The organism is Acinetobacter pragensis, assembly GCF_001605895.1.
GTDB classification, from domain to species: Bacteria; Pseudomonadota; Gammaproteobacteria; order Pseudomonadales; family Moraxellaceae; genus Acinetobacter; species Acinetobacter pragensis.
This window is the reverse complement of record NZ_LUAW01000032.1, coordinates 1-24,597: the sequence shown is the minus strand read 5'-3', so window position 1 is coordinate 24,597 and position 24,597 is coordinate 1. Positions and strand designations below refer to the sequence as shown.

General features: G+C 45.1%; 20 protein-coding genes and 2 pseudogenes. 6 read left to right on the top strand and 16 right to left on the bottom strand.

From position 1 onward, the window contains the following. Nucleotides 1-41 precede the first annotated feature (41 nt). Entirely contained in the window at nt 42-962 is a 921-nt protein-coding gene (locus AZH43_RS13470) for a Dyp-type peroxidase (RefSeq protein WP_067670535.1), read from the top strand. 54 nt (nt 963-1,016) lie between these two features. On the opposite strand, the gene AZH43_RS13465 is transcribed toward AZH43_RS13470, so the two are convergent. Beyond that, nucleotides 1,017-1,499 carry a hypothetical protein gene (locus tag AZH43_RS13465; RefSeq protein WP_067670533.1) on the bottom strand — a complete coding sequence of 161 codons (483 nt, stop codon included), beginning with the start codon at nt 1,497-1,499 and terminating at the stop codon, nt 1,017-1,019. 205 nt (nt 1,500-1,704) lie between these two features. Between AZH43_RS13465 and AZH43_RS18195 the strand changes: the two are divergent. After that, nucleotides 1,705-1,878: pseudogene (locus AZH43_RS18195) on the top strand (Dyp-type peroxidase); the annotation flags it as partial. Between the two features lie 219 nt (nt 1,879-2,097). Here the strand turns inward: AZH43_RS18195 and AZH43_RS18735 are convergent. The 3 genes from AZH43_RS18735 to AZH43_RS13450 are packed head-to-tail and all read right to left on the bottom strand — an operon-like array spanning nt 2,098 to nt 8,485. Then, nucleotides 2,098-2,979, bottom strand: coding sequence for a hypothetical protein (locus AZH43_RS18735; protein ID WP_067670532.1), 882 nt, complete (start codon nt 2,977-2,979; stop codon nt 2,098-2,100). An 8-nt stretch (nt 2,980-2,987) separates the two neighbouring features. Then, a complete protein-coding gene (locus tag AZH43_RS13455) occupies nt 2,988-5,213 on the bottom strand; it encodes a LysM peptidoglycan-binding domain-containing protein (RefSeq protein ID WP_067670528.1) in 2,226 nt (741 codons plus the stop codon). 11 nt (nt 5,214-5,224) lie between these two features. Continuing rightward, complete coding sequence (locus AZH43_RS13450; protein WP_067670526.1) at nt 5,225-8,485, bottom strand: type VI secretion system Vgr family protein; 3,261 nt, start codon at nt 8,483-8,485, stop codon at nt 5,225-5,227. A 226-nt stretch (nt 8,486-8,711) separates the two neighbouring features. Here AZH43_RS13450 and AZH43_RS13445 point away from each other — a divergent pair, with 226 nt between their 5' ends. The 3 genes from AZH43_RS13445 (at nt 8,712) to AZH43_RS13435 (ending at nt 12,969) form a co-directional block, all read left to right on the top strand. Further along, nucleotides 8,712-9,866 carry a methionine aminotransferase gene (locus tag AZH43_RS13445; protein WP_067670524.1) on the top strand — a complete coding sequence of 385 codons (1,155 nt, stop codon included), beginning with the start codon at nt 8,712-8,714 and terminating at the stop codon, nt 9,864-9,866. Between the two features lie 133 nt (nt 9,867-9,999). Then, entirely contained in the window at nt 10,000-11,367 is a 1,368-nt protein-coding gene (locus AZH43_RS13440; protein WP_067670522.1) for an MATE family efflux transporter, read from the top strand. 240 nt (nt 11,368-11,607) lie between these two features. Next, a complete protein-coding gene (locus AZH43_RS13435; RefSeq protein WP_067670520.1) occupies nt 11,608-12,969 on the top strand; it encodes an LLM class flavin-dependent oxidoreductase in 1,362 nt (453 codons plus the stop codon). 170 nt (nt 12,970-13,139) lie between these two features. On the opposite strand, the gene AZH43_RS13430 is transcribed toward AZH43_RS13435, so the two are convergent. After that, a complete protein-coding gene (locus AZH43_RS13430; protein ID WP_067670518.1) occupies nt 13,140-13,964 on the bottom strand; it encodes an ABC transporter ATP-binding protein in 825 nt (274 codons plus the stop codon). Between the two features lie 33 nt (nt 13,965-13,997). Next, the gene (locus tag AZH43_RS13425) at nt 13,998-14,213 is read right to left on the bottom strand and encodes a TOBE domain-containing protein (RefSeq protein ID WP_067670516.1); all 216 of its coding nucleotides are present in this window, start codon (nt 14,211-14,213) and stop codon (nt 13,998-14,000) included. A gap of 227 nt (nt 14,214-14,440) precedes the next feature. On the opposite strand from AZH43_RS13425, the gene AZH43_RS13420 reads away from it, so the two are divergent. After that, entirely contained in the window at nt 14,441-15,538 is a 1,098-nt protein-coding gene (locus tag AZH43_RS13420; RefSeq protein ID WP_067670514.1) for a sigma-54 interaction domain-containing protein, read from the top strand. A 188-nt stretch (nt 15,539-15,726) separates the two neighbouring features. On the opposite strand, the gene AZH43_RS13415 is transcribed toward AZH43_RS13420, so the two are convergent. The 10 genes and pseudogenes from AZH43_RS13415 to AZH43_RS13370 all read right to left on the bottom strand — a co-directional run. Beyond that, complete coding sequence (locus AZH43_RS13415; protein WP_067670512.1) at nt 15,727-16,557, bottom strand: ABC transporter permease; 831 nt, start codon at nt 16,555-16,557, stop codon at nt 15,727-15,729. Nucleotides 16,558-16,578: 21 nt separating this feature from the next. Further along, nucleotides 16,579-17,412 carry an ABC transporter ATP-binding protein gene (locus AZH43_RS13410; RefSeq protein WP_067670510.1) on the bottom strand — a complete coding sequence of 278 codons (834 nt, stop codon included), beginning with the start codon at nt 17,410-17,412 and terminating at the stop codon, nt 16,579-16,581. 2 nt (nt 17,413-17,414) lie between these two features. Further along, complete coding sequence (locus tag AZH43_RS13405; RefSeq protein ID WP_067670508.1) at nt 17,415-18,455, bottom strand: ABC transporter substrate-binding protein; 1,041 nt, start codon at nt 18,453-18,455, stop codon at nt 17,415-17,417. Beyond that, nucleotides 18,452-19,282, bottom strand: a complete 831-nt coding sequence (locus tag AZH43_RS13400; RefSeq protein ID WP_081406824.1) for an ABC transporter permease — start codon at nt 19,280-19,282, stop codon at nt 18,452-18,454. The genes AZH43_RS13405 and AZH43_RS13400 overlap by 4 nt, the downstream gene beginning before the upstream one ends. A 2-nt stretch (nt 19,283-19,284) precedes the next feature. Next, nucleotides 19,285-20,127 (bottom strand): ABC transporter permease, encoded by an 843-nt coding sequence (locus AZH43_RS13395; protein ID WP_067670506.1) that lies wholly within the window; start codon nt 20,125-20,127, stop codon nt 19,285-19,287. Beyond that, entirely contained in the window at nt 20,124-21,371 is a 1,248-nt protein-coding gene (locus AZH43_RS13390; protein WP_081406823.1) for an MFS transporter, read from the bottom strand. Before AZH43_RS13390 ends, AZH43_RS13395 begins: the two co-directional genes overlap by 4 nt. A gap of 11 nt (nt 21,372-21,382) precedes the next feature. Beyond that, the gene (locus AZH43_RS13385; protein ID WP_067670504.1) at nt 21,383-22,438 is read right to left on the bottom strand and encodes an ABC transporter substrate-binding protein; all 1,056 of its coding nucleotides are present in this window, start codon (nt 22,436-22,438) and stop codon (nt 21,383-21,385) included. Nucleotides 22,439-22,462: 24 nt separating this feature from the next. Beyond that, entirely contained in the window at nt 22,463-23,956 is a 1,494-nt protein-coding gene (locus AZH43_RS13380) for a porin family protein (protein ID WP_067670502.1), read from the bottom strand. 94 nt (nt 23,957-24,050) lie between these two features. Then, nucleotides 24,051-24,263, bottom strand: a complete 213-nt coding sequence (locus AZH43_RS13375; RefSeq protein ID WP_193786455.1) for a hypothetical protein — start codon at nt 24,261-24,263, stop codon at nt 24,051-24,053. Between the two features lie 77 nt (nt 24,264-24,340). Next, nucleotides 24,341-24,526, bottom strand: a pseudogene (locus AZH43_RS13370) (segregation/condensation protein A); the annotation flags it as partial. Nucleotides 24,527-24,597: the final 71 nt, after the last annotated feature.

Sequence of the window (24,597 nt, the reverse complement as noted above, 5' to 3'; positions counted from 1 at the left end):
TCAGAGCTACGCAGAAAATACAAATATTTTAGGAGCCATGAATGACCGCCCAATCTGTAATTTTGCCATTACCTTCGGATCATGCCCGTTTTATCGTTTTACGTTTAAAAGATTTAAGCATTGAAGAATTAAAAGAAAAACTGGAAGATTTATTTTCTGCGCGTGACCGTTTAATCACCCAGCATCCTAAAGCAGATATTAAAACTGCTGTGGCGTTTGGACCAGAGCTTTGGGCTCAGCTGTACAGTCAAGCGCCTGTGGGCTTTAAGCAGCTTGATCCGATCGCAGGCACTTTTCAAATGCCCGTCGTGCCTGCCGATGTATTCATTCATATTGCTGCGCAGCGCACTGATATTTGTTTTGCTCTGAGCCAAGCTTTTTTTGACGGCATTCAGGACAAAGTTGAAGTGCTGGATGAACGTGTTTGCTTCCGTAATTTTGATGGACGTGATTTAACCGGCTTTATTGACGGCACTGAAAATCCTCAGTTTCCAGATGACCGGGCTGAGACTGCGCTGCTGGGTGAGGATGCAGGGATATTCGCAGATGGTTCGTTTATTTTCGCGCAGCGTTACTGCCACAATCTAGACAAGTGGAAAAAGCTGAAGGTTGATGCTCAGGAGCATGTGATTGGCCGCACTAAGCTGGAATCCATAGAATTAAGTGAAGCTGAACAGCCTGAAAACTCGCATGTGTCGCGTACTATTGTTGAAGATGGTGAAGGTGAAGAATTGGCGATTCTGCGCCACTCTTTGCCTTATGGGGATGGCCGCGGTGATCAAGGCTTGTTCTTTATTGCCTACACCAATAATTTAAGCATTATCGACAGCATGTTATTGCGCATGTTCGGCACCAGCGGTGATGGCATTCATGACCGGCTTCTTCATTTTGTAAGCCCAATGGATGGCGCATATTATTTTGCGCCGAGTGAGGAGTTGTTGGAAGAAGTGCTGGAAGGATAAATTGAGAAGCCGGCGAGAGTCGGCTTCTATATTGGATAAAATTAAAATACTCCTTTAAGAGCAGTTATCTTTTACATATTTAACACTAAACTTTAGCACTCTTTTTTCTATATCAAATAAACTCAAACATGCTGGATATTTATTTATTTTGACTACTTTTCCTTCAGTATAGTATGTTTCATCACCACATTTAACAAAGCAAGTTTCCATCTTCCCAATTTCATAGTTAACTGAATATATTTTTCCATTTTTATACGAGTAATTTTTATTAATTTGATAAAAATTATTATATGAAAAATTTCCATCAACAGGATTAATAAAGACTGCCTCATATTTACCCAAGATTTTATTGTTTTTAGTATACTCCTCCAAAACAGCAGTTAAATTATTATTAACCTTTTTTTCAATATAATAAACATCACCAGCCTCCTCCCTTACAAACTCCTTGTATGTTTCTTCCATATAAAAATTTTCAGGTAAATTTTTAGCATTCAAGCCCGAAGCTAAAGTCATGATTAAAATAGGAAAAATTCTCATTAATATACTCACATAAAGCTGAATAAATATCGCCAATAATTTTGTTATGCCTTGTTATTAAAATCTTCATATGAGATGGCATTGTCATAAACCCAAACTCTATTAGAAGTTTAAATTTTGATTTATTTTTAAGTACTCCTAGATCAGGCCTTGACTTAGATACACCCTTAATCTGAGAGTACTTTCCAATAACTTTTTCAGCTAATTTTTTACCATTTTTACCAATAATTTAAACATTATCGATAGCATATTGTTGCGCATGTCCGGCACCAGCGGTGATGGCATTCATGACACGCTTCTTCATTTTGCAAGTCCAATAGATTGTGCATATTATTTTGCGCCAAGTGAGGAGTTGTTGGAAGAAGTGCTGGAAGGTTAATGATTTAAGCCGATGAAAGTCGGCTTTCTTATCAAAAAACCGCCCGATATCTTTAAATTCCAATTTTTTAGGAAAAATTTTCTCTGCCCGATAATGATAGATGCTACACAATGAATTCCCATAAGATTTTCCTGAAATAAACAACAGGAAATAGATAATAACTTATTCAAATCATCTACAATAAACTAAAAAAATAAATGAATTTTAATTTAATTTAATTTAATTTAATTTAATATTTTTATTATTACCTAAATGATCCCTATAAGTTAAATTACCTTGTTTATCAATAGAGTAAAACCCCCCAAGATACTTAACTTCAACATTAGGTTTTATTTTTATCAAATAATAATCTGAATAAGATCCTTTTTCTGTATCTTCATATTTTTCACCGATTAAATAATGCCTATTACCAAAATCAGGTAAAATTTTAACCCCACTTAAATTCAAATTTTCTATATTTTCACTTTTAAATTTTTTTTCTATATCTTGAGATTCTTTAATAATTTTATCAATCATATAAACATGATTTTCTAAATCCCCCATTTTTTCACACTTTTTTTGAGTTGATTTTTTTAAACATTGCGCAAAATATTCTGAAGAGTTAGGTAGTTTGACCTTTTTTAAATCAATTTTCCCAGCTAATTCGGAATTTTCGCTTATACTACTTTTTACAAAATATCCATCTACAATTTTAAAACATATTTTTGAGTTAATATAAGTGTTACGATAACCATACATATTACCTGTCACACATAAAATATTGCTTGATGCAGAGTGCTCAACATTCGAATTATTCTTGTCAATTTGATAGTTTAATGGATATACAATTTTATTTTTTTGATTAAGCACTACTAAACGAATATATTTACCATCATTAATTTTAATAACTGTATATTCTTTATTATAATTTACATTTTCACCTATTTTATTTTCATATAATTTAATTTTATCTATTGCACAATAGTAATTATCAATATCATAATCAAAACCGCATGGTTCAACTTTAATTTTAGATATATAAGTACTTTCAGGATTTCTAGCATTACATGCAACTATAAAAAAGGCACTTAAAAACAATATAATATACGTCTTTTTTTTCATTTTGATCCTCACTTTTTATTCTGCTGATGATATTGACTGATTTTCTCTAGAATTGCTTTGACCATTTTCGTGGAATTTTTATTAGCATGGTTAGCAGAACTTTCATAATAAGATTTATTGCCGTCAGAAACATAACCTCCACAACTTTTTCCAACTTTGTAACCTTGAGGTGTTGCAATTGAAGCCCACTCTTTAGCGGCTTCATATTGAGCATCTTTGGAATTGCCAACCCCTTTTAAAACAAAATCACCTAATTTCGGACGTTTTGAAGGGATCAAATATTCCCTAAATATTTTCTCTTGCAGGCTTTCGTCAAACTTTTCATTGCCGCTTAGACCAAGTTTCAATTTTGCTTCTCTCATAGGATCAGGAGTGACTTGATACTTTCCTACCGCAAACATTCTTGATGTTTCATTTGGGGATAAGCTATAACTTTGAATGATTTGATTAACTGTTTTTCCCGTGATAGTCCCCTTAGCTGGATTTAAAAATGAATGAATAACTTTTTTCTTGATGGTCCCAGTATTGTATGATTCATAATTTCCCTCTCCATGAGAAATAGCTGATCCTAATTTTTTAATTAAATCCTCCAATGAGCTATCATTCAAATCTGGGCTTGCTGGAAAAGCAACTAAACCAGCGCACCCTAAAACCCCACTGTATTCAGTATTTTTTTTTGAAATATTAATCAAATAATCACCATTCAATATATCTTTATTGCTAGAAAATAACTTATCCGCTTTAAATTCATCTGCAAACTCTCTAATGTCTAAATGAACCCATTTGTCCGCTCCATGAGATAACGTTTCTAAACCAAATTGATTTGGTGCCCATCCCATGGTTGCATTCAAATACTTACAAAACCATTCTTTTCGAACATGACTTTCCAATTCATTTTTATCAATTTTCTTATTATATTTATCACTTATTACGATATCTATTGCTGTTCCTAAATGATTAACTGTCGCTCTTCTATTTATTAAATTATTATCTACGCACCGATAACCAGAGGAAATGCGTGAAATTTTATACCCTCTATCGTTTTCTTTTTTACTAAAATAAAATTCCATAGCCTTTAAACCCCATATTAAGCTTCGATGCATACCTTTAGGCTCTGTTAAGGTTTTTTGAACTTTAGTGTATTTTTTAGTCTTCTCTTGAAAACTTTCAAAAGTAAATGTACCACTTCTTGCTTTTCCAAAGCCGTTGCATTTTCCACATGGACATTTAAAAGCCTCCATAAATTTTGATATTCCGTACTCATCCCTAAATTTATCTAAACTAACAAGCAAGCCTCCGCAAATCTTTCCTGTTTCAGGAGCACCCATATAATCTCTTTGAAACTGCTTGATACATGCCTCAGTAAGAGGAGTAAATTTATCTGTAGGCAGCGCCCCCCCAAAACCAGCCAAGCGAATATTAATCTCTCGTATTAATTCACTTTGACCACTTGTAATACATTGAGGAGATGACATACATAGATTAAGTACATCAGATTTGGGAGTTCCGCTATCTTTACTGCGATCCTCTTTCATTTCTATTTTGACTGCTTCAGATAAAGCTTTTTTTCCATCTTCATACCATTCATTAAGTTGCTCTAATGCCTTATTTTTATAATCACCTAAACTAGACTCTAACGATTGCCCAGCTTTTTTTTCATCATCTTTTTTTGGTGTATTTTTTTTAGACTTAGTACTTTCTATCTGTTTTTTAAGTGGCTGTGGCTTTCTATCCTGACTGATATTATTGCCTGTTGCTGGTGTATAAAATGGTAGCTTAATAACTTGACCTACACTAAGTTTATTTATATTTTTCAGTGTATTAAGACTTTCTAATGCTCTAACAGTAGAATCATACTGTTGTGCTATCGAAGTTAAAGTATCCCCTTTCTGAACTATGTGGGGCTTACGTGTATATCCTCCTTGTTTGCCATTATTTTCTAAAGTTTTTAAGTCGATAAGCAACTTCGGGCTTAGCACTTTAACCAACATTCGATCTTTAGATATTGTAAAGGATTTTACTTTCGTTAAACCATTATCAAAAAGACCTTTCACATATACATCTAAAACAGTACCTTTATCCCTTTGAATCTCATAAAAACAGCCCTTTGAATTCGTTATGCCTTTTACAACATGCTGATCTGTTTTTTGATTTTTGACTTGATAATGAATCTTAGGAATTGGATTGCCAAGTGCATCTAAAATTTGCACAGTTACTAAAGCTTTATTAGACATATTTTTGTTCCTTAATTATTATTTTGATCTATTAACTCATCTTCATCATAACCCTCTATACTCAACCCCCATTCATCATCGGCACCTACTAATATCTGAACATAACAAGGATCTACAGTTGAAATTTTTCCAGTTCGGCCATGTTCGTCTAGACTGCCACTAATAAATGCATTCGTTTCAGGGATCAAAGCCTTATAACTGATTTGGCTAAAATCACTCTGCCAAAACAAATCATATACATCTAATTTATTACTATAAATCGAAGTATTCGGTAGCAGTGGAACCTCATAACTCACTTTTGTCCCAGCCACAAAACTATGCTGCCCAGCCTTACTCTCAAACTTGCCCCCCGTTGTGGGAAATATGCCATCCCCATTAATTTTCAGCTGTGAGCCACCCGCTGTCAGCACAATCTCTTTTGGACTGGTAATTTCAATCTTATCTTCGGTTGACATCAGCTTAATGACTTTACGGGCGATGGCTTCTATCGCATCATCCTGCGCCTGCAACTCCACTTTACCTTTGGCCGCATAAGCGCTAAAACCCTTTTGCGCGGCAAACAGGCTGATTTTATCCTGCGCATGACTGACAATATTTTTCTGCGCACTTAGATTAATTGAGCCTTGCGCACTTTGGGCAATGTCCTGAGAAGCTTGCAGCACAATATCTTCAGGCGTGGTCAAAGCAATGCCATTTGGCGAAGCCAGCAACATCAGCGCCTGCCTAAATAACCTGCCTTGCTCTTGCTGCTGCGGGTCAGGTGAATTTTCCAAGTCTTGGCTATAGCTTTCCATAAAGCCTTTTACATGCTCTAAAGCTTTGATCGGAGTAAAAATTTCAGGCTTGCCAAAACCGCCATCTTTCATTAAATCCTCCGGTTTAATCTTTATCTCTTCAATAATTTCCCCCACATCTTTCAATGCCTTCAGCGGGTCATCTTTCAGCTGGCTTTTTAAATTACCGATGCGCGCCTGCAGCTGTTCAGAACCATGATCTTCAAGATTTTGAATAATCTCCTTCAAATTATCAAAAGCGTCTTCAGCATCACCAAAATAGGCTTTAAATTGCTGCAACGTTCCTTTCGCATCTTGGGTAATTGAACCAAGATCCTGAATAAAGCCCTTGCAGTTTTTTAAAGCATTTAGCGGATCATTGCTTAAATCATTTTTAAATAAATTCAGCGTTTGCATGACCGCTTGTGAGGTATTTTTGATTTCTAAGGATTGAATCAGCTTAGGCAATCGTTCAATCACATTCAGCGCATCCGTTTTCTGCTTCACCGCAATGCTGCTGAGCATTTTCATGCTCTCATGTCCCTGATTCAGTAAAGATTGCGCCTGCGCCGCTTCCAAATGATCTGCAATCGCATTTTCCTGCGCATAAGTGCTGATCAGCATGCCTTTACCGGCACGTACGGCGCCAAAAGCATCTGTCCTGAGCTCAAACCCCTCACCGCGCCCATTGCTTTGTTCCTTATCTTTTGGATGGCTGAGATTACCCAGATTCAATTGTGTCGCCGCATGACTGCTTTGCAGCTGTGTGCTGATTTGTCCTGAAGTATCATCAAAACGCAGCTGGTTAAACCCGCTGCCGCCCACTTCCTGCGAGCGGATGCCGCTGAGCTTTTTGGTCTCCGGCAGCAGGCCTTTCATATCAAACATGGTCTGATGGCGTTCCGCTTCATGAATGCGCCCCACCACAAAAGGCCGGTCTACATCCCCTTCAAAAAAGTCGATCACCACAATTTCACCAATGCGCGGATGAAAACGCGCACCATAGCCTTCACCTGCCCAAGGAGTCAGCACATCTACCCAAGCAGAATCCGTGTCATTGTCATTGCTGCCCGCACCGCCATCATGTCCATGATCGTCACTGCGGGTGAAAGTAAAACGGACTTTGATCCGCCCCCAAGCATCCACATAAATGCTTTCGCCCTCAGGCCCCACCACTTTGGCGCGCTGCGGATAAGCCGGCGGCCGATGACGCAGAGGATCATATTCCGGGACGACTGCAATGCTGCGCCGCACCACATACAGTTCATTGGCTTGACGCTCATCGTTCAGCACTGGCCAGCGGCTGGCGCTAAGCAGCTGTTCCAGCTGGATTAAGATTTCTTTAGGCAAATTATTTTGATTGTAAAAAACTTTGCCTAAAATCAGGAATTCACGGTCTGAATCTGCATGCTGATCGATTTCAGGATGATCAGTCAGCTGAAACCAATACCCCACGTGGGCATCCCGCACACTGCTGACCGCTGTAAATGATTTAGACTGCAGCGCCTGATATTGGTTCAGCTGCTGATTGAGCTGCTCCAGCTGGCCTGAACCGGATGCTTCGGCTTGATCTTCACCCTTCAGATCTGCTGTCCACGCAGAACTGACGGTCCACACCTGCTCTAAACTTAAAGCTTCATTGTCCTGCTGGTCACTGTGCATATGGCTGCTCAGCAGAGGCGCTGACTGATCCTGCGCTAAAGCCTGCGCCTGCCAGCGCTGAGTTTGAATGGCGGTCGACTGTAAATAGCGCTGCGCTGTAAAACTGGTAACTGTATCCCGCCGCTCAGCCGCATGGCTGCGGTGAAAGCGAATGGAGCCGCGGTTCAGCACCTCAAAATCTGGATTGCTGTCAATTAAACGCAATTGCTGCGCCTGCATCGGCACAGCGGATGCCGCTACAATCAAATCCGCTTCATCAATCAGCCAATTAATGCCTTCACTGCGCCAAAGTCGGGTTAAAAAATCATAATCGCTTTCATTGGCCTGCATGACAAAAGGCCGCACCGCATATTCACGGCTCAGCCCATTCAAATTCAAACTCAGGCTGGACGCGAACAGCGCGCTTTTTTGCTGCCATTCGCTGAACAGCACCTCAGTAATGCCGCGCACGCTTTTATTCATAAAAACACGACTGTTACGCCGTTTGTGCCACAGCGCAGATGCATCTTCCACAACCAGTTTATAGACTGTCAGCGCGCCGTCGCTTTGCCCTTGACTTGCCCCCGTAATCACCCCCGTCATGCGGCACAGCTGGCCCAAGTCTGTGACTTGGTCAACCGCCGCCCTTCCGCCGATGAATTGCTTCAGCGGAATCTGCGCATTCGCGGAGAGGCAGATCAGCTCGGCGCGCAGGCCCTGATTAATCCGGTGCTCGCCTTCAATGCGCTGAATAAAGACTTGCGTATTGAGGATTTCATTTGAAAAATGAATATGAAGCGCGCGTTTTTGCACACTGAGGCCAAAGCTCTCAATTAAGGAATAAATATTTTTTAGCATCTTTATTTTTCTAATAAATTTATTTTATTTGTGCGCGCATTCTAAAAAATGCTGATTTTTTAGTCCAGTTATTTTTTCAGAAGCTGATCAGCGTTATGTAAATAATACCGCTGAATGCCCGCGCAGCGCTGTCGAAAACCGCAAAATAATCTGCCGCATTCCGCTTTGCGCATGAAAACGGGGCTGTTACACTGCTGATTCTCTTTAATTTAATCATGCTAAAAAGATGCTCAAGATTGAATCCAAACTCCCTGCGCAAGGCGTGACAATTTTCAGCGTGATGAGCGCTATGGCGCAGCGCCTGAATGCCTTAAACCTGTCACAAGGCTTTCCTGATTTTTCTGCGCCGCCCGCGCTGCTGGAGGCCCTAGCCAAAGCTGCCGCCGATGGATTCAATCAATATGCGCCGGGCGATGGCCTGCTGAATTTGCGTGAACAGCTGGCAACAACTTTTCTGCAGCGTGATCAGCTGATGATTGATCCCATGACAGAAATTACCATTACCCCAGGCGCGACCATTGGTATTTTCAGCGCTATTCAAGCGCTGGTGCATGCAGGCGACGAAGTGATTATTTTTGATCCCAGCTATGACAGTTATGCGCCCAGTGTGAAATTGGCGGGCGGACAGCCTGTTCATATCCCGCTGCAAACACCGGATTTTCAGGTAGATTGGGAAACTGTTAAAAATGCGATCAGCAGTAAAACCCGCATGGTCATAGTCAATACGCCGCACAATCCGACGGGCGCCATTTGGTCAAAACAGGATTGGCTGCAGCTGATAGACCTTATTCAGAATACAAATATTGCCGTGCTGTCAGATGAGGTTTATGAACACTTGGTCTATGACGGCCAGCGCCATTATTCCGCCCTGTCTTTTCCAGAACTGCGGGAGCGCAGCTTCGTGGTCGGTTCATTCGGGAAGACCTTCCATGTCACTGGCTGGAAAACCGGCTACTGCATTGCGCCGCCTACCTTGATGACGGTATTCCGCCAAGTCTATCAATTTACCAATTTCTGCGGTGTGACTCCTGTACAAATGGCTTTGGCCAATTTTATGGCATCGCATCCCGAGCATATTGCCGAACTGCCCGCGTTCTATCAGGCAAAGCGGGATCTGTTTAATTCCGGGCTGAAAAACTCACGTTTTCAATTTATTCCGTCACCCGGCACATATTTTCAAAATTTAGATTACAGCGCCATTCGCCCAGATTTGGACGACAGCGCAATGTGCCAATATCTGGCGGAACAGCATGGCATTGTGGCCATACCTGTCTCTGTTTTTTATCAGCAGCCGCCAGAAGATTTGCGTTTGATCCGCTTTTGCTTTGCTAAAAAAGATGAAACCCTGCGCCGCGCCGGGGAAATTTTATCCCGCGTTTAGAAACGGCTAAATCTTCATTTTTTCTTCTTAAATTCAGGCCTGAGTTACTTTAGAACTAAGGCTTTTTTAAGAAATTACTGTTAATGTCAGCATTATTCAATAAGCATCATAATAATACGGTATAAAATTTTATATGACTGAACACCAGCCCATTAACGGTCAACAAACACTTTGGAAATCCTTTCTGATTTTCCTTGTGCCGCTGATCGCCACCAATATTCTGCAAAACCTGTCAGGAACGGTGAATACCGTATTTGTCGGTCAGATGCTCGGTGTACATGCCATTGCGGCCGTTTCAGTCTTTTTCCCGATCTTATTTTGCCTGATGGCGTTTGTTATTGGCCTTTCAGCAGGCGCGACCGTGTTGGTCGGACAGGCGTGGGGCGCTAAAAATATTGAAAAAGTGCACAGCGTGGTCGGCTCAACCCTGTTCATGACGCTCATTGGCGGCAGCTTTATTGCTTTTCTCGGGGTAGTTTTTGCTAAATATATACTGCTGGCGCTGGGCACTGATGAAGAGGTGCTGCACCTGTCTATTCCGTATGTGCAATGGATGCTGGCAGGCAGTCCGCTGCTGTTCGTCTACATTATCTACACCTCCATTCTGCGCGGCGTCGGCGACAGCACAACCCCGCTGATTGCGTCCGGCATGACGATTGGCACCGGCCTGATCATTACCCCCGTACTGATCGCCGGTAAATTCGGCCTGCCCAAACTGGGCATTATTGGCCCAGCCATTGCGACAACCGTCGGTTTCAGCATTGCCCTGATCTTTTTATATTTTTATCTGAATAAAAAAAATCATCCGCTGCGCCCGGATGCCGCTTTGCTCCGCCATGTCCGCTATGAGCCTGAACTGAGTAAAATCATTCTGCGGCTGGGCGTTCCAACCGGAATTCAGATGGTGACCACCTCTGTGGCAGGACTGGTGATTGTCGGGCTGGTCAACCGTTACGGCGCAGATGCCACCGCGGCTTACGGTGCGGTGAATCAGGTGCTGAACTACATTCAGTTTCCGGCATTGTCCATTGCGATTGCAGCCTCTATTTTCGCCGCTCAAGCGATTGGCGCCGGCAAGTCCGATTTGCTGAACAAGGTCAACCGCACCGCGCTGACCATGAACGTTCTGTTCACCGGCACATTGGTTATTCTGGCCTATTTATTTTCTAAGTATTTAATGGCGCTGTTCATTACCGATCCGCAGGTCGTTGTTCTGGGGCAAGAACTGCTGTTCATTGTGCTGTGGTCGATCATGTTTTTTGGCGCCAGCGCCATCTTTGCCTCCATCATGCGCGCCAGCGGAACAGTGACTGTGCCGATGATCATCAATATTGTGGCCATTTTGCTGATTGAAGTGCCGTGCGCTTATTTATTCAGTGAATGGTGGGGGCTTAAAGGCATTTGGTATGCCTATGCGCTGGCCTTTGTCTGCCTCTGTCTGATGCAAGGGCTGTATTACCACTTGGTCTGGAAAAAGAAAGCCATTCAAGCGCTGATTTGAACCGGCGGATTCTTCCAGCCAGCAAACAGCATGGCTTGATGAAAAAAAAATACGCTGATGTTTCAGATAAGCACTGCAGGATTTGTGCTGTATTTTTTCACGCAAAGCAGCGTTCCTGCTGTTTAATTTTAAACACTTATTTATTTTATTGATTTTAATCAATTGATTTAATTGAATAAAATAATTGGCATAAAACTTGTTCTATTGAGTTATGAAAATATTCATAACTCAGGAAAAACAATGTCAAAACGTCAAATTAAGCTTGGTGCATTTATTCCAGCCACCTCACAGCATGCCGCCGGATGGCGCCATCCGGAATCCCGCCCTCACGATCACCTCAATCTTGACTACTTGATTGAACTGGCCAAAACAGCAGAACAGGGATTATTTGACGCCTACTTTTTGGCCGATGGCCTGTCTGTGCGCTGGGGTTCGGCTGCCGAAGGCGAACTGGGCCTTGGCGATAAAGGAGTCGGCTTTGAGCCGGTCACGCTATTTGCAGCCCTCGCAGCGGTGACTAAAAACTTAGGCTTCATTGCGACCGCCTCTACAACCTACGAAGACCCCTACATTCTGGCCCGGAAATTTGCCTCTTTAGACCATATCAGCAAAGGCCGGGCTGCATGGAATGTGGTCACCACCGCATCAGCGGATACGGCGCGCAACTTCAGCCTTGAACAGCACCCAAACCCGAAGCACCGCTATGAACGCGCCGATGAATTTATTGAGGTCACTCAAAAACTGTGGGATTCATGGGAAGATGATGCCTTTATTTATAATAAGGAAAGCGGTCAATTTTTCCATGCGAATAAAAATCATGAACCGCAGCACAAAGGCAAATACTTTGAAGTACAAGGCGCTTTGAATGTCTCCCGCCCGCCGCAAGGCTATCCCGTGATTGTTCAGGCTGGGCAATCTGAAGATGGCCGTGAATTGGCTGGAAAATATGCCGAGGTGATTTTTACAGCACAGCAAAATTTAGCCGATGCGCAGGAATTCTACCGCGATGTCAAAAGCCGTTTGCTGAAATACGGGCGCCATGCAGATGATTTAAAAATCATGCCGGGGGTATCCATTTTTGTTGCCAAAACTGAACAGGAAGCGCAGGAAAAATATGAATTGCTGAACAGCCTGATCCATCCCAAAGTCGGATTAGCATTGCTGTCTGGGCTTTCTGGAGGCATCAACTTGTCTAAATTTGATTTGGATGCGCCTTTTCCTAAAATTGAAGACAGCGATATCAATTTCTCCAGCCGCCAGCAAATGATGATTGATATTGCCCGTAAGCACAATTTCACCATCCGCCAGCTGTATCAATATATTGCCTCTGCGCGCGGGCACTGGACCTTGGTCGGCACACCGGAGCAAGTGGTCGATCAGCTGCAGGAATGGTTTGAAAATGACGGCGCCGACGGCTTTAATATTCTGCCGCCGACGACGCCAGCCGGCTTAAATGATTTTGTACAATTTATTGTGCCCGAATTGCAGCGGCGCGGCTTGTTCCGCACAGCCTATGAGGGCGCAACCTTGCGTGAAAACTTAGGCTTAAAGCGCCCGGAAAATCAGTATGTCATTCAGCAAAAAGCGGAACAGGCCTCCTAAACTGCAATGAAAACGCCCGCTTCGGCGGGTATTTTTTGCACAAACATTTAGATCCAAAAGCGTTTTAAAGATTACTGCATGCCGCATTGTACCTAGCCGGCCTGCTTCAGCGCTGAGATGCGGCAATGAAAAAGCCTGCAAATGCAGGCTTTTTTAGTGGTTAATATCCGTTAAAACGCAAACTGATAGTCTGAAAATTGTTTTGCTGCCGGCTGAATCAGCGCATCTTTTACGGTATCTGTAAAATCCAGCAAAATATTATTTTTAAGATTGGTCAGCCGGACATCCTCGCGCTTGCGCGGATGCGCGACCGGCACATCCACTATGCGCTTTATCCGTCCCGGATGCGGCTGCATCACCACCACCCGGTCGCCTAAAAATACCGCCTCTTCCACATCATGCGTCACAATAATCATGGTGATTTTTTCTGACTGCCAAATCCGCTGCAGCTCATCCTGCAAATTCTGCCGCGTCAAGGCATCTAAAGCGCCAAAGGGTTCATCCAGCAGTAAAATCTGCGGGCGGTTGACCAGACTGCGGGCAATGGCAACCCGCTGATTCATCCCGCCCGAGAGCTGGGATGGATACGCATCTTTAAATGCAGAAAGCTTTACCAGTTCTAAATGTTCATCAATCAGCAGGTCTTCTTCAGCCCGGCTTAAATTGCTTTGATGCAGCGCGACCCGAATATTTTCTTTGACACTCAGCCAAGGAAATAAGCGGTGATCCTGAAATACAATCCCGCGGTTCAGGCTGGTGCCATAAATCTTTTTGCCATCGACCAGAATGGCGCCTTGATATTGCTGCTCCAGCCCGACCAGCAGCCGCAGCAGTGTGGATTTTCCGCAGCCGCTGCTGCCGACAATACTGATGAATTCACCGGGCTGAATATCTAAATTAATGCCTTCCAGCACTTTTAGGTCATCATGATTCTGCGTCACATAGCTTTTGTCTAAATGCTGAATAGACACAGCTCCCGCCTGTTGATTGCTCATGGCTCAATCCTCTTTACCGTGAAGCGCGGCTGACTACAGCTTGGCTAAAGAAACTTCTGTCGATTTAATCAAGACCACCACTTCTGAACCGATTTTCAATTCCAGATCTTTCACTGAACGGGTGCTGATAATGGAGGTAAAGATTCCGGCTTTGGTTTCTACATTTATTTCTGAAACGACATCGCCTTCAACGATTTCATGAATTACGCCTTTAAATTGGTTGCGCACATTAATTGCTGTAATTGTCATTATATTTACTCTGCTGTTTATGATGCCTTTAATATAAAATATTTTATTCAAATCATTTATCTTGATTTAATATTTAGTTATCGCTGGTATATTTATCTTTTTATTTTATATATTTTTCAAAAAACAAGTTATCCAGCAAAATGATAATGAAATACGCTTTTATTATTTAATAAAGCCATATTTATATTCCATGATGGCAAATATTTTAAAAACCAGAATTCAATAATATGTCTGTTTTAAGCTATCCCAGCCTCAGTGCTGCAGCCCGCTTGGCTCGGGCAACTGCAACAGTGTTTGAAGACCCCGTCTCTCAAGCGCTTTTAGAGCGGATTAAGCAAATTGCGCCGAGCAATGCCAATGCCTTGATTATTGGGGAAACAGGTACAGGCAAAGAGCTGGTTGCCCGGCAAATTCATGATTTAAGCGAACGTGCGAAAGGCCCGTTCATCGCAGTCAATTGCGGCGCTTTAACTGAAAGCTTGGCCGAAAGCGAACTGTTCGGCCATGAAAAAGGGGCATTTACCGGCGCCATCAGCCAGCGCATCGGCTGGTTCGAAGCTGCGCATAACGGCACCTTATTTTTAGATGAAATTGGCGACTTATCTTTTGCCATGCAGGTGAAATTGCTACGGATTCTGCAGGAAAGGGAAATTATCCGCGTGGGTTCGCTGAAGCCCATCCGGATCAATGTGCGGATTATTGCCGCCACCAATATTGATTTGGAACAGGCTGTTTCAGAAGGAAAATTCAGGGAAGATTTATTCTACCGCCTGTATGTCGCGCTATTGCGGATTCCGAAGCTCACCGACCGTAAAGGCGACATTCTGCCTTTGGCCAAGTTTTTTGTCGAACGCTATCAGACGGATCCGCATGCAACACCGCTGCGCATCAGCCCGCTGGCATCTAAAAAACTCATTCAGCACCGCTGGCCGGGGAATATCCGCGAACTGGAAAACACCATTCATCATGCAGTTGTCGTGAGTCAAAATGGCCTGATTGAGCCTGAGGATATCAGTTTCTCCAATCTGCAGTATGCGCAATTTAAAGCCGTCAATACTTTGCTGACGGCAGAATCCAGCAGCAAGGCTCTGCTTCCGAATATTCAAGCCTCCCTGGATGCGCAGCTGCTGTTGCAGCAGACTTTTCAGCACCTCTTCCAAGCCTCCCGGCAATTGCCGGAGCTGAATATCAATGAATTGATTGAAGAGCAGTTTATTCGCAGCGCTTATGAATTTTGCCAATTCAACCAAGTCCATACAGCAAAACTGTTAGGCGTCACCCGCAATGTGATCCGTACACGCCTGATTAAATATGGCCTGCTTTAAAATACGTATCGCCATTTAAACAAATTCATAAAATATTTAATTATATTCTCATAGATAAATCTTAATTCAATTGAATATTATTTTTTCTATTCACCAATATTTAACTTTTTAAAAATTCAGTTCAGCCTCTATTGACCAGATATAAAAAAACAGCATTTTTGAGCGCTGTTTTTTTATATCTAACCACGTTATTCAATCGGGCTTTTTTTCCATGCAGTAAAATATTTTTCTATGCCCAATAAAATATAGTTAAAGCTCAACCCAACCAAAGTAATCACAAGGATGCCGACAAACATTTGCGGAATTTCAAAGCTGTATTGTGAATAAATAATCAGATAGCCCAGCCCCGCCTTAGCGCCAAACATTTCAACAGCAACCAGCGCCAGAATAGAAATGGCGCCCGCCAAGCGGATACCGACAAAAATGGTCGGGACAGAAGCCGGCAAAATCACCTTTCTGAACAGCTGATGCGGCTTTAAGCCCATGGTGCGCGCAGACTTAATCAAAAGCGGATCTACCGTCTGTACGCCAGTAATGGTATTCAGCAGAATGGGCCACGTGCACGCGTAAACCAGCAGGCTGATTTTCGACGCTTCGCCAATGCCTAAAAATAGAATGAATAAAGGCATTAAAGCCAAGGCCGTGGTGTTCCGGAACAGCTCCAATAAAGGATTCAAGGTTTCCGCGACCAGTTTATACCAGCCGATAATTAAGCCGAGGGGAATGGCAATGATCAGCGCCAGCACAAAGCCAATAATAGAGCGGCTGATGCTAGCAATAAAATGTGTGCCCAGCTGGCCGCTTTGAAACAGCTGCCAAGCGGTATCCAGCACCACGGACAGTGGCGGCAGAAATGCAGGGCTGACAGCGCCTGAACGCGGCAGTATTTCCCATAGCAAAAAAAATAGCACAATCGCGAAGGTACGTTTAAAAAGACTGCTGAGCCATGTAAGCTGCAGCCGGGGTTTAATCGGGCTATACGTTTGCGTATAGCTGACCGCCTGTTTTGTCGATGACATAATTCTATTCCTTCATTTTAATTAGTTATGGGCAAGCTGCTTATCTTTTTCGAGGGCTTGCGCCTTGATGACTTCTTCGCTCAAAAGCGACCAGATTTTATGGCGGATTCTGCCGTACTCAGCGGTAGAGCGCACATCCTCGCCCGAGCTTTGCAAGCTGGCTGGAATTTCAATAATTTCTTTAATCCGTCCCGGTCTGGACGTCATAATGGCCACTCGCTGGCTTAAATAAATCGCTTCATCAATGCTGTGGGTAATAAAAACAATGGTTTTTTTTGAGGCTTGCCAAATTTTAATCAGCTCTTCCTGCAGTGTTTCCCGGGTTTGCGCATCCAGCGCTGCAAAAGGCTCATCCATCAGCAGGATTTCCGGCTCATAGGCCAAGCTGCGCGCAATAGCCACCCGCTGTTTCATGCCGCCAGACAGTTCATTGGGATAATGCTTTTCAAAGCCGGACAGCCCCACCAGCTTTAAATAATAGGAAGCTTTTTCGCGGCGGATTTTTGCCCCAATGCCTTTGGCTTCTAAGCCGAATTCGATGTTTTCCAGCGCTGTCAGCCATGGGTAAAGCGCATATTGCTGAAAAACAATGCCCCGGTCCAAACCGGGCTGGGTAATTTGCTTGCCGCTCAGCAGAATTTGGCCGGAAGACGGCTTGGTCAACCCGGCAATCAAATCCAATAAGGTCGATTTACCGCAGCCGCTCGGGCCGACAATCGACACAAACTCACCTTCTTGAATATCTAAAGTGACATTTTCAACCGCCACAAATTCAGGTTTGTAGTTTTTGCTGCTGGGATGGTTCTGTGCAGGAAAAACTTTCCGCACATGATCTAAATTTAATGCACTGGTCATCATTATTTTCCTTCTTCATTCTTTTTTGCCGCATAGGGATTAAATGCATTGCTGTATAAGCGGCTGACATCGATTTGGCCCGGTTTTAACTTGTGCTCTTTTTCCAGCGCATCAACCCAAGGCTGGAAATCTTCATTTTTTTGAACCCCGCCTACTGCATGAACTCCCGTACCGGTGTAATAAGGAATTAATGCCATGGTTTCGTTGCGCTGGCGCTTGGCGATAATGCTTTCCATCCGCGCAATGATTTGCGCTTTTGGCGTATGATGCAGCCACTCCTGCGCGCGCGCCACACCGCTGACAAATTGGCCGGCAATATCAGGATTCTGCTCAATAAAATCACGGCGCATTGAGAAGCTGCCCGCTGTAAATGGCCCATATAAATCAATGTCCTTGAATAAGCTTCGGACACCGCCATTTTTTAAAGCGCGCTTCTCTAAGATGCCGGAAAATACCGCGATATCAATTTGTCCATTGCGCAGCGCCTGCTCTGAACTGACCGGCGGGAGCATAATCAGTTCCACTTGCGCAATTTCCTGATCCGTTAATCCATGCCGGGCTAAGTAGTCTTTCACCACAAAGTCGTAATGCGCGCCAAAAGCATTGACTGCGACTTTCTTGCCGATAAAATCCCGCGGATGGCGGATTGAACTGCCGTCTAAGACATAAAATCCCACATTCTGCTCGGCATCACTGCCATAGGAAGCGACTACCGGCACCACGTCCAGCCCCGCAGCGGCCACTTTGACAACCGCCCCATTGAATGCGCCGGCAAAATCCACATCGCCGGCCACTAAAGTCAGCAGATCTTGCGGCCCGCCCTGAACAGTGCCGACATAATCCAGTTTCACATCGCCCAAATAGCCCAAGTCCTGCGCCAGTTCAGGCAAAGACACCAAGCCGGGATAGCTCTGATAGCGCAGCTGCTTGACTGCAGCTTGAGGGCTTTCGGCCGGCTGCAGGCTGCAACCCGCCGCAATGCCGCCGCTGATGAGCAATCCAATGAGCGCTTTATGCCACAATGCTGGAAATATTGTTTTCATGGCTTTCCTCCCGATCCTGCCCGCTGCCAGCGCAACAGATGGCGTTCAATCCGCGCCAGCCCCGCATTCAGCAGCACACCCACACAGCCAATGGCCAGCATGCCTAAAATAATCAGAGGCACATTGAATTGTTCACGGCCTCGAATCACTAAATTCCCGAGGCCCGCGCCATAATTCGCCAGCAGAAACTCAGACCCGACCGTCGCCAGCCACGCAAAAATCAGCCCCAGCTGAAGGCCGACAAAAATTTGCGGGCCAGCTGCAGGTAAAATTAATTTCCGGTAGGCGTACGCTTTAGGAAATTGATAAACCTGCCCAACTTCACGGTATTTCGCTGAAATGCTGCTGACGCCTTCCAAACTGTGCAGCGCGACGGGATAAAATACCGAGAAGGTAATAAATAAGATTTTTGCCCCATTGCCATAGCCGAAGAAGGTGGAAATCAGCGGCAGCCAAGCAAAAAGAGAAATTTGCCGCAAAATGTTGAACCCTGGCGCAAAAAACCAATTCACCCATTTAGATGTTCCTAAGGCGACACCGAAAGCCACACCCAAGCTTGCGCCAAGCGCATAGCCAATCAGATTTCGGCTAACGCTGGCAGCAAGGCCTTGCCAAAAATCGGCTTGTGCAAGCGTATGCAGTGCACTGGCCAGCACATTCCAAGGTGACGGTATCAGCTTAGGGTCAAGCCAAGCCTGCGCAGAGGCGGTGCTCCAAAGCGCAATAAAAAGGGCTGGAATCAGCAGCGCTTGACTGACGGCTGCAATTTTTGCTTTCCAAACCGGAGCAGCGTGCGGCAATCGGTTCTCAACAATAATATTTGTCATTTTCAGCTCCTTACCCGGCTTGCATAGAAACGGGCAAGCCGTTCAGCCAGCGCTAAAGCGCTGTCCAGAATGAATCCAGTCAGGCCCACCAAAATAATGCCCATGTACACAATATCCATTTGCATCAGCTGTCGGCCCCAAACCATCAGGAAGCCAATTCCTTCACTGCTGGCAAGCAGTTCCACAAACACCAGCGCCAGCCATGCCTGCATAATGCCTTGGCGCAGCCCGCTGATTGCGGCCGGCAAACTCGCTGGCAAAATCACTTTGCTGAAGCTTTGCCAAGGTGAAAACTGATAAACGCGCGCAACTTCCAGCCAGCGCTCAGGAACTTGCTGAATGCCTTTGAATACGGCAATCATGACCGGCGGCACCACAGCCAACGAAATGGCGGTGATTTTTAACGCTTCATCAATTCCTAAAAAAATCATCAGCAGCGGAATCCAGCCAATAATAGGAAATTGCGCTAATAGCTGAATGCTGGGCAGCACATAACGCTGCGCAGATTCAGATAAAGCGAACCAAATCCCCAGCCCCAATCCGGCACTGCCGCCCAGCAGGACACTCCACAAAATACGCTGAGCGCTGATCGCAAAATTGCTTTGCAAATCCCCCGATTGCCATAATTCAGCCGTGGTTGACCACACCAGCTGCGGCGAAGGCAGAATTTGTTCCGGCAGCCATTGCTGCAGCGCGGCGATATGCCAAATACACAGAACAAGCGCAGGCAAAGCAGCTCCGCACATCAGTTTCACGGCGTGAAAGAAGTACGGTTTAAATTTATTGAAGGCGCTGCGGTCACTTTGCCAAGTTACCGGCTGCGCCTCGATTTGAGATAGGCTCATGGCTCTTGCCTCTGTAATTGAGTGGATGGTTCTTGTTGTAAAAATTGCTGAAAGCTCAGGTTGCGGAATACAAAAAATGTCAGGCATAAAAATGTGATGCCGATGGGCGCAAATAAATTCTGCAGCCCCAGCTGCTGACCGAACATCGCGCCGGCGATGCCGCCCAGCAGGCCGCCTGCAGGGCCGACCATGGCCAGCAATGGCGATATTTTGCTCATGGACGTCTGTTCACCGACTTTGGCAAAAGACATGAAATTGGCAATATGCAGCATGCCCAATCCAAGGCCAAGCGCTACACTGGCAGGCCACAGCCACAGCACTTGCTGCGCAAAACTCAGGCTGATGAGGGCAAAACTGATCAGGCTGAGGCCAATTACATAGAATTTGTGATAGCCTGCAATTTCAGCTAAAGCGCCTAGGCTGAACAGGCTGCCGACGAAGACAATGCCCTGCACTGTCAGCAGCATGACCGCTAAGGATTCCTGCAGCTGAAAGTTTTGAATCGCAATCACCACAATAAAAAAACCAAAATAGTTATTCGCGATATTGCTCATGAACTCCAGGCTGCACACCGTGCGCAAATGCGGATGGGTTTTGATTAATTTCAGCGGCTCTGCAATTTCAGCCCAAGTCAATTTCTGCAATGCAGCAGCCGGTCTCGGCTGCCGGCTGAAGCAGACAGGCGCAAAAACCATGGCCGTGAGAAACAGCGCGGCCACTGCATAAAAAGCGCCGTGATAGCCAGCATGCTCAATCAGAAGCACGGTCAGTGCAGGCGCAATCAGGAAAAAACCCATCATATGCGAACCGCGGAACCAGCCGGCCTTTGCTGGCCCTAAGCGCCTTAAGTTGCTCAAAAATACCGTATGGATGGAAACAAAACGCATCGGCAATACAAAACTGACCAATGCCGTTAATGCCAGCAAATACCATGCGCTGGCGGACAGCGATTGCAGGCTGTACAGCGCCGCGCCGATCAGGCTGCCCAAAGAGAAAATACGCAAAGAGCCGAAACGCTGCACCATGACGCCGACGGGCAAAGCCATAAACAGCAGGCCGATGCTTTGCGCCGCGGCAATTAAGCCCAGCTGCAGCGCCGTCGCCTGTATATGAACGGCATACAGCGAAGTCAGCACACGCGCCACGCCGACCCCTAAGCCAGCTAAAATTGTCAGCACAATAAAGCTGCTGGCAAATTTAAAACTCAGCGGTTCAAGCACTGGCGAATTTTCTACTGGCATCATTCCCCTACCCCTTATTTCGGCTGGCCTTTGGCATTAAATTCCGTCCAATAGCCTTGCAGGTTCAGCTCTTTCAATGCATTGTTCAAATACTTCGGCTCATACCATGTTTTGGTTTCCACATCCCGGCGAATCAAACGGTTGGCTTTGGCAATGCGTACAGCGTCATCAATTTGCGCATGATGAAATTCATCCAATAATGGATTGACGCGGTTTTTTAACGGCTCGCCGTCAAAGTCTTTTTTATAATCGACAAATGGAATGCCGCTTTGCGCCCAAAGTTTGTATTGCGCCGTGCGGTTGGCTTCATCTGAGCTCCATCTCGCCTGCTTGACTAGGGTGGTAACGACGCGCTGCACAATGTCCGGATACTGCTTCTCAAAACTTTCCGTAACCCAAAAACTCGACAGCGGCGACACCGTGCGGTCATTGATCGTCACTAAACGCTTTGCAACACCGCGGGCTTCCAAACTCCACGGCGAGGTAATCGTTGCATCAATATCGCCTGTGGCCAGCGCAGTCCGTGCAGAATATCCATCCTGACTGATGATGCGCAGATCTTTATTGCTTAAGCCGTTTTTGGCCAGCACACGCTCCAGCACAATTTGCCCATTGGTGCCTTTAAAGTTAGAGAATTTCTTTCCTTTCAAATCGGCCAGTGTTTTGGCTTTTGAATCTGAAGGCACAACCACATACACAGGCCCAAAACGGCCTGTACTCAGCAGCAGCTTGGTTTTAAGCCCTGTGGAACGGCCAACAATAGAGGGCAAGTCGCCATGAAGCGCAAAATCGACTTTGCCGTTGGCTAAAGCCTCATTGGTTGCCGGGCCGGCGCCGGGGAAAAACAGCCAGGTGACTTTAATGCCGTCTTTTTTAAATTCCTGCTCAAGCACACCGCGCGCTTGCGCGCTGGCAACATAGCTGCTGCCCACACGCGGCTTGCCGCCTTCACCAGCGCTGGAAACTGAAATGCGGATCTCTTTCGGCGCTGCAGCTTGAATGTGAATGCTGATGCCCAATGCCGAAAGCGCCAGAAAAGCTGCGGTAATTTTTTGAGAAAATGTCTTCATTGTTAAATAGCCTGTATATAAAAATTAAAATGTGTACTGAACTTGAGCCTGCAGCTCATTCGTGTCTTTTTGATTCGCTGTTTCAATGTCAAATAAATAGTGATTCAGCTGCAGCTGCAGCTTGGTGGTTTGCGCAAAGAAGAAATTCAAGCCCAGTGAATGAATGTCATATTCACCGGTGCGGCCGCTGGCGGCATCCAAATAGTCTTTTTGATTTTTATTTGGATTGAAGCGGTCAAAGCGGTAATAGCCCTGTATCGACTTGGGCCAGAAATCGTCAAACTTGGCATTGGATTTAATGCTGTTATAGAACTGATCGCCCAGCGTATAGAACGCAGTAAAGGTATGGCCTTCCGATTTGGCCTGTTTAATCTCAGTATTGGCCGTATCGACATAATCTGTTTTGCCTTGCAGATATTCATACGTCACGCCGAATGGCGCATGGTTGTAATAGACATCAAATCCTAAACGGTCACGTTTCGCTTTACTGTCGCTTAAACCTGCCCCAGTAATTTTCGCTTCGCCTTTAATATAGGAAGCGCCGAATTTCAGCTCGCGGAAAATGCTGGCGTAGTCCACAGGCAAAGTGAATGCCGCGCGTCCAATATAGTCTTTGCCGTTATTGTCATCGGACTTATTGCTGCCATTGCCATTGGTCACACCCAGCGCGTATTCAAACAATGGAGCCCGGTAATTCGAACCGAAATCTACAAACGGTTTCACATCGCCGCGCACAATAAAGCCATTTTGCCGGGTAAATAAGCCCAAGTATGTCGGCGCCGCAGCTGTAGTGATGGTTGGACGCAAATCTTCAGGGGACTGCACATCCAGACCAAACGGCAATAGCTGCTGGCCCAAAGTGAAATTCAGCTTGGGCGTTTCCAAGCCTGAGTTGGTCGAAAATGCGTTATAGCGGATAAAGGCATCCAGCAAGTTGAAATTGCTGTTGTTGCTGCCGTCATTGCGCTTGCCGTAGCCAAATGACAATTGATAATCCAGATTTTTGCCTTCGTTATAGTCCCGGAATAAATTGCCGCGTATCCCAATCAGCGCTGTCCCGATATCAAAAGTCGATTTGTTGGCACCGACCACACCATTATTGTCCTGAGTATTCGCGCGCAGCTGTACGGTGCCATACAGTGTTGCATCCCGGGTAGACTTCACCGTTTGACGCTCATATTGGCGTGACTGGTCATATTTATAATTTTCCAAATCACTTTTCAGGCCATCCACATCATCCGACGTTGCCGCTAAAACCGTCTCTTCAGCGGCTTCATCAGCGCTGATGCCGCCGTCCTGCTGCGCATCCGCAGTGCTTTCAGCCCACGCCGTTTTTGCTGCAGGAACCGCTTTTTGCTGCGATGCCGCTTCAACCGCATTGACACGCTGCTGCAAAGCTTGAATCTGCTGTTTTAGCCCCACCAACTCCTGATCCAAAGATGCATTCTGAGCAAGGCTATAGGTTGACGTCGTGCTCAGGATCAATCCAATCGCAGCAGTTAAAGTGTGTCTTTTCATTCTCAATTTCACCTCAAAATTTATTCAAAAAGCAAAGTTCCCCCTACCCCGCGCCAAACGCGGGATTCATCATGACAGGGGGAATAAATGTGTGTTATGCAGCCCAGTTTTTCTGCAGCTTCTGCTCGACCTGCGTGCCTTTAAAGAAGTCCGGATTATTGGCGGTATAAAAACTGTAAGGGTGATCAAAAACCAAGGCTTTAAAATCCTCTTCGGTGATTGCGCCTTCACGCACCAAATCGTAGGCTTCAGCAAGCGGTTCAGTCAGTTCAGGAACATCCCAATGTCCTGAATCAGAGGAATACAAGGCATGCACTTTTTTGCCGAACGGGTTGCCCTTCGGATTCAGCGCCCCAACGATCGTGCGGTCATCCGCTTCATTGCCAAGAGATCAAAGCCATTTTTTTGAATCAGGTAAATAAGAAAGTCGAGCGGCCCTTCGAAATGTTCTAAAAGAATTTCAAATGCGGCGGGAGGAATGTAGAGATCCTCTGGAATTGTATCTTGCCATTCATCCAAAACACGGATGTGTGCAGAGATTTCCATTGGTTCATGGACGGTTTGATTCATTGCAGTTTTAGGCCACGCGAATTTTCAAAAGCATGAAAAAGCTATTTCAAATCAAATTAAAAGCGCAATCG

Coding starts and splice junctions, on each gene's coding strand:
- AZH43_RS13470 (WP_067670535.1), top strand. CDS start 42: ATGACCGCCCAATCTGTAATTTTGCCATTACCTTCGGATCATGCCCGT.
- AZH43_RS13465 (WP_067670533.1), bottom strand. CDS start 1,499: ATGAGAATTTTTCCTATTTTAATCATGACTTTAGCTTCGGGCTTGAAT.
- AZH43_RS18735 (WP_067670532.1), bottom strand. CDS start 2,979: ATGAAAAAAAAGACGTATATTATATTGTTTTTAAGTGCCTTTTTTATA.
- AZH43_RS13455 (WP_067670528.1), bottom strand. CDS start 5,213: ATGTCTAATAAAGCTTTAGTAACTGTGCAAATTTTAGATGCACTTGGC.
- AZH43_RS13450 (WP_067670526.1), bottom strand. CDS start 8,485: ATGCTAAAAAATATTTATTCCTTAATTGAGAGCTTTGGCCTCAGTGTG.
- AZH43_RS13445 (WP_067670524.1), top strand. CDS start 8,712: ATGCTCAAGATTGAATCCAAACTCCCTGCGCAAGGCGTGACAATTTTC.
- AZH43_RS13440 (WP_067670522.1), top strand. CDS start 10,000: ATGACTGAACACCAGCCCATTAACGGTCAACAAACACTTTGGAAATCC.
- AZH43_RS13435 (WP_067670520.1), top strand. CDS start 11,608: ATGTCAAAACGTCAAATTAAGCTTGGTGCATTTATTCCAGCCACCTCA.
- AZH43_RS13430 (WP_067670518.1), bottom strand. CDS start 13,964: ATGAGCAATCAACAGGCGGGAGCTGTGTCTATTCAGCATTTAGACAAA.
- AZH43_RS13425 (WP_067670516.1), bottom strand. CDS start 14,213: ATGACAATTACAGCAATTAATGTGCGCAACCAATTTAAAGGCGTAATT.
- AZH43_RS13420 (WP_067670514.1), top strand. CDS start 14,441: ATGTCTGTTTTAAGCTATCCCAGCCTCAGTGCTGCAGCCCGCTTGGCT.
- AZH43_RS13415 (WP_067670512.1), bottom strand. CDS start 16,557: ATGTCATCGACAAAACAGGCGGTCAGCTATACGCAAACGTATAGCCCG.
- AZH43_RS13410 (WP_067670510.1), bottom strand. CDS start 17,412: ATGACCAGTGCATTAAATTTAGATCATGTGCGGAAAGTTTTTCCTGCA.
- AZH43_RS13405 (WP_067670508.1), bottom strand. CDS start 18,455: ATGAAAACAATATTTCCAGCATTGTGGCATAAAGCGCTCATTGGATTG.
- AZH43_RS13400 (WP_081406824.1), bottom strand. CDS start 19,282: ATGACAAATATTATTGTTGAGAACCGATTGCCGCACGCTGCTCCGGTT.
- AZH43_RS13395 (WP_067670506.1), bottom strand. CDS start 20,127: ATGAGCCTATCTCAAATCGAGGCGCAGCCGGTAACTTGGCAAAGTGAC.
- AZH43_RS13390 (WP_081406823.1), bottom strand. CDS start 21,371: ATGATGCCAGTAGAAAATTCGCCAGTGCTTGAACCGCTGAGTTTTAAA.
- AZH43_RS13385 (WP_067670504.1), bottom strand. CDS start 22,438: ATGAAGACATTTTCTCAAAAAATTACCGCAGCTTTTCTGGCGCTTTCG.
- AZH43_RS13380 (WP_067670502.1), bottom strand. CDS start 23,956: ATGAAAAGACACACTTTAACTGCTGCGATTGGATTGATCCTGAGCACG.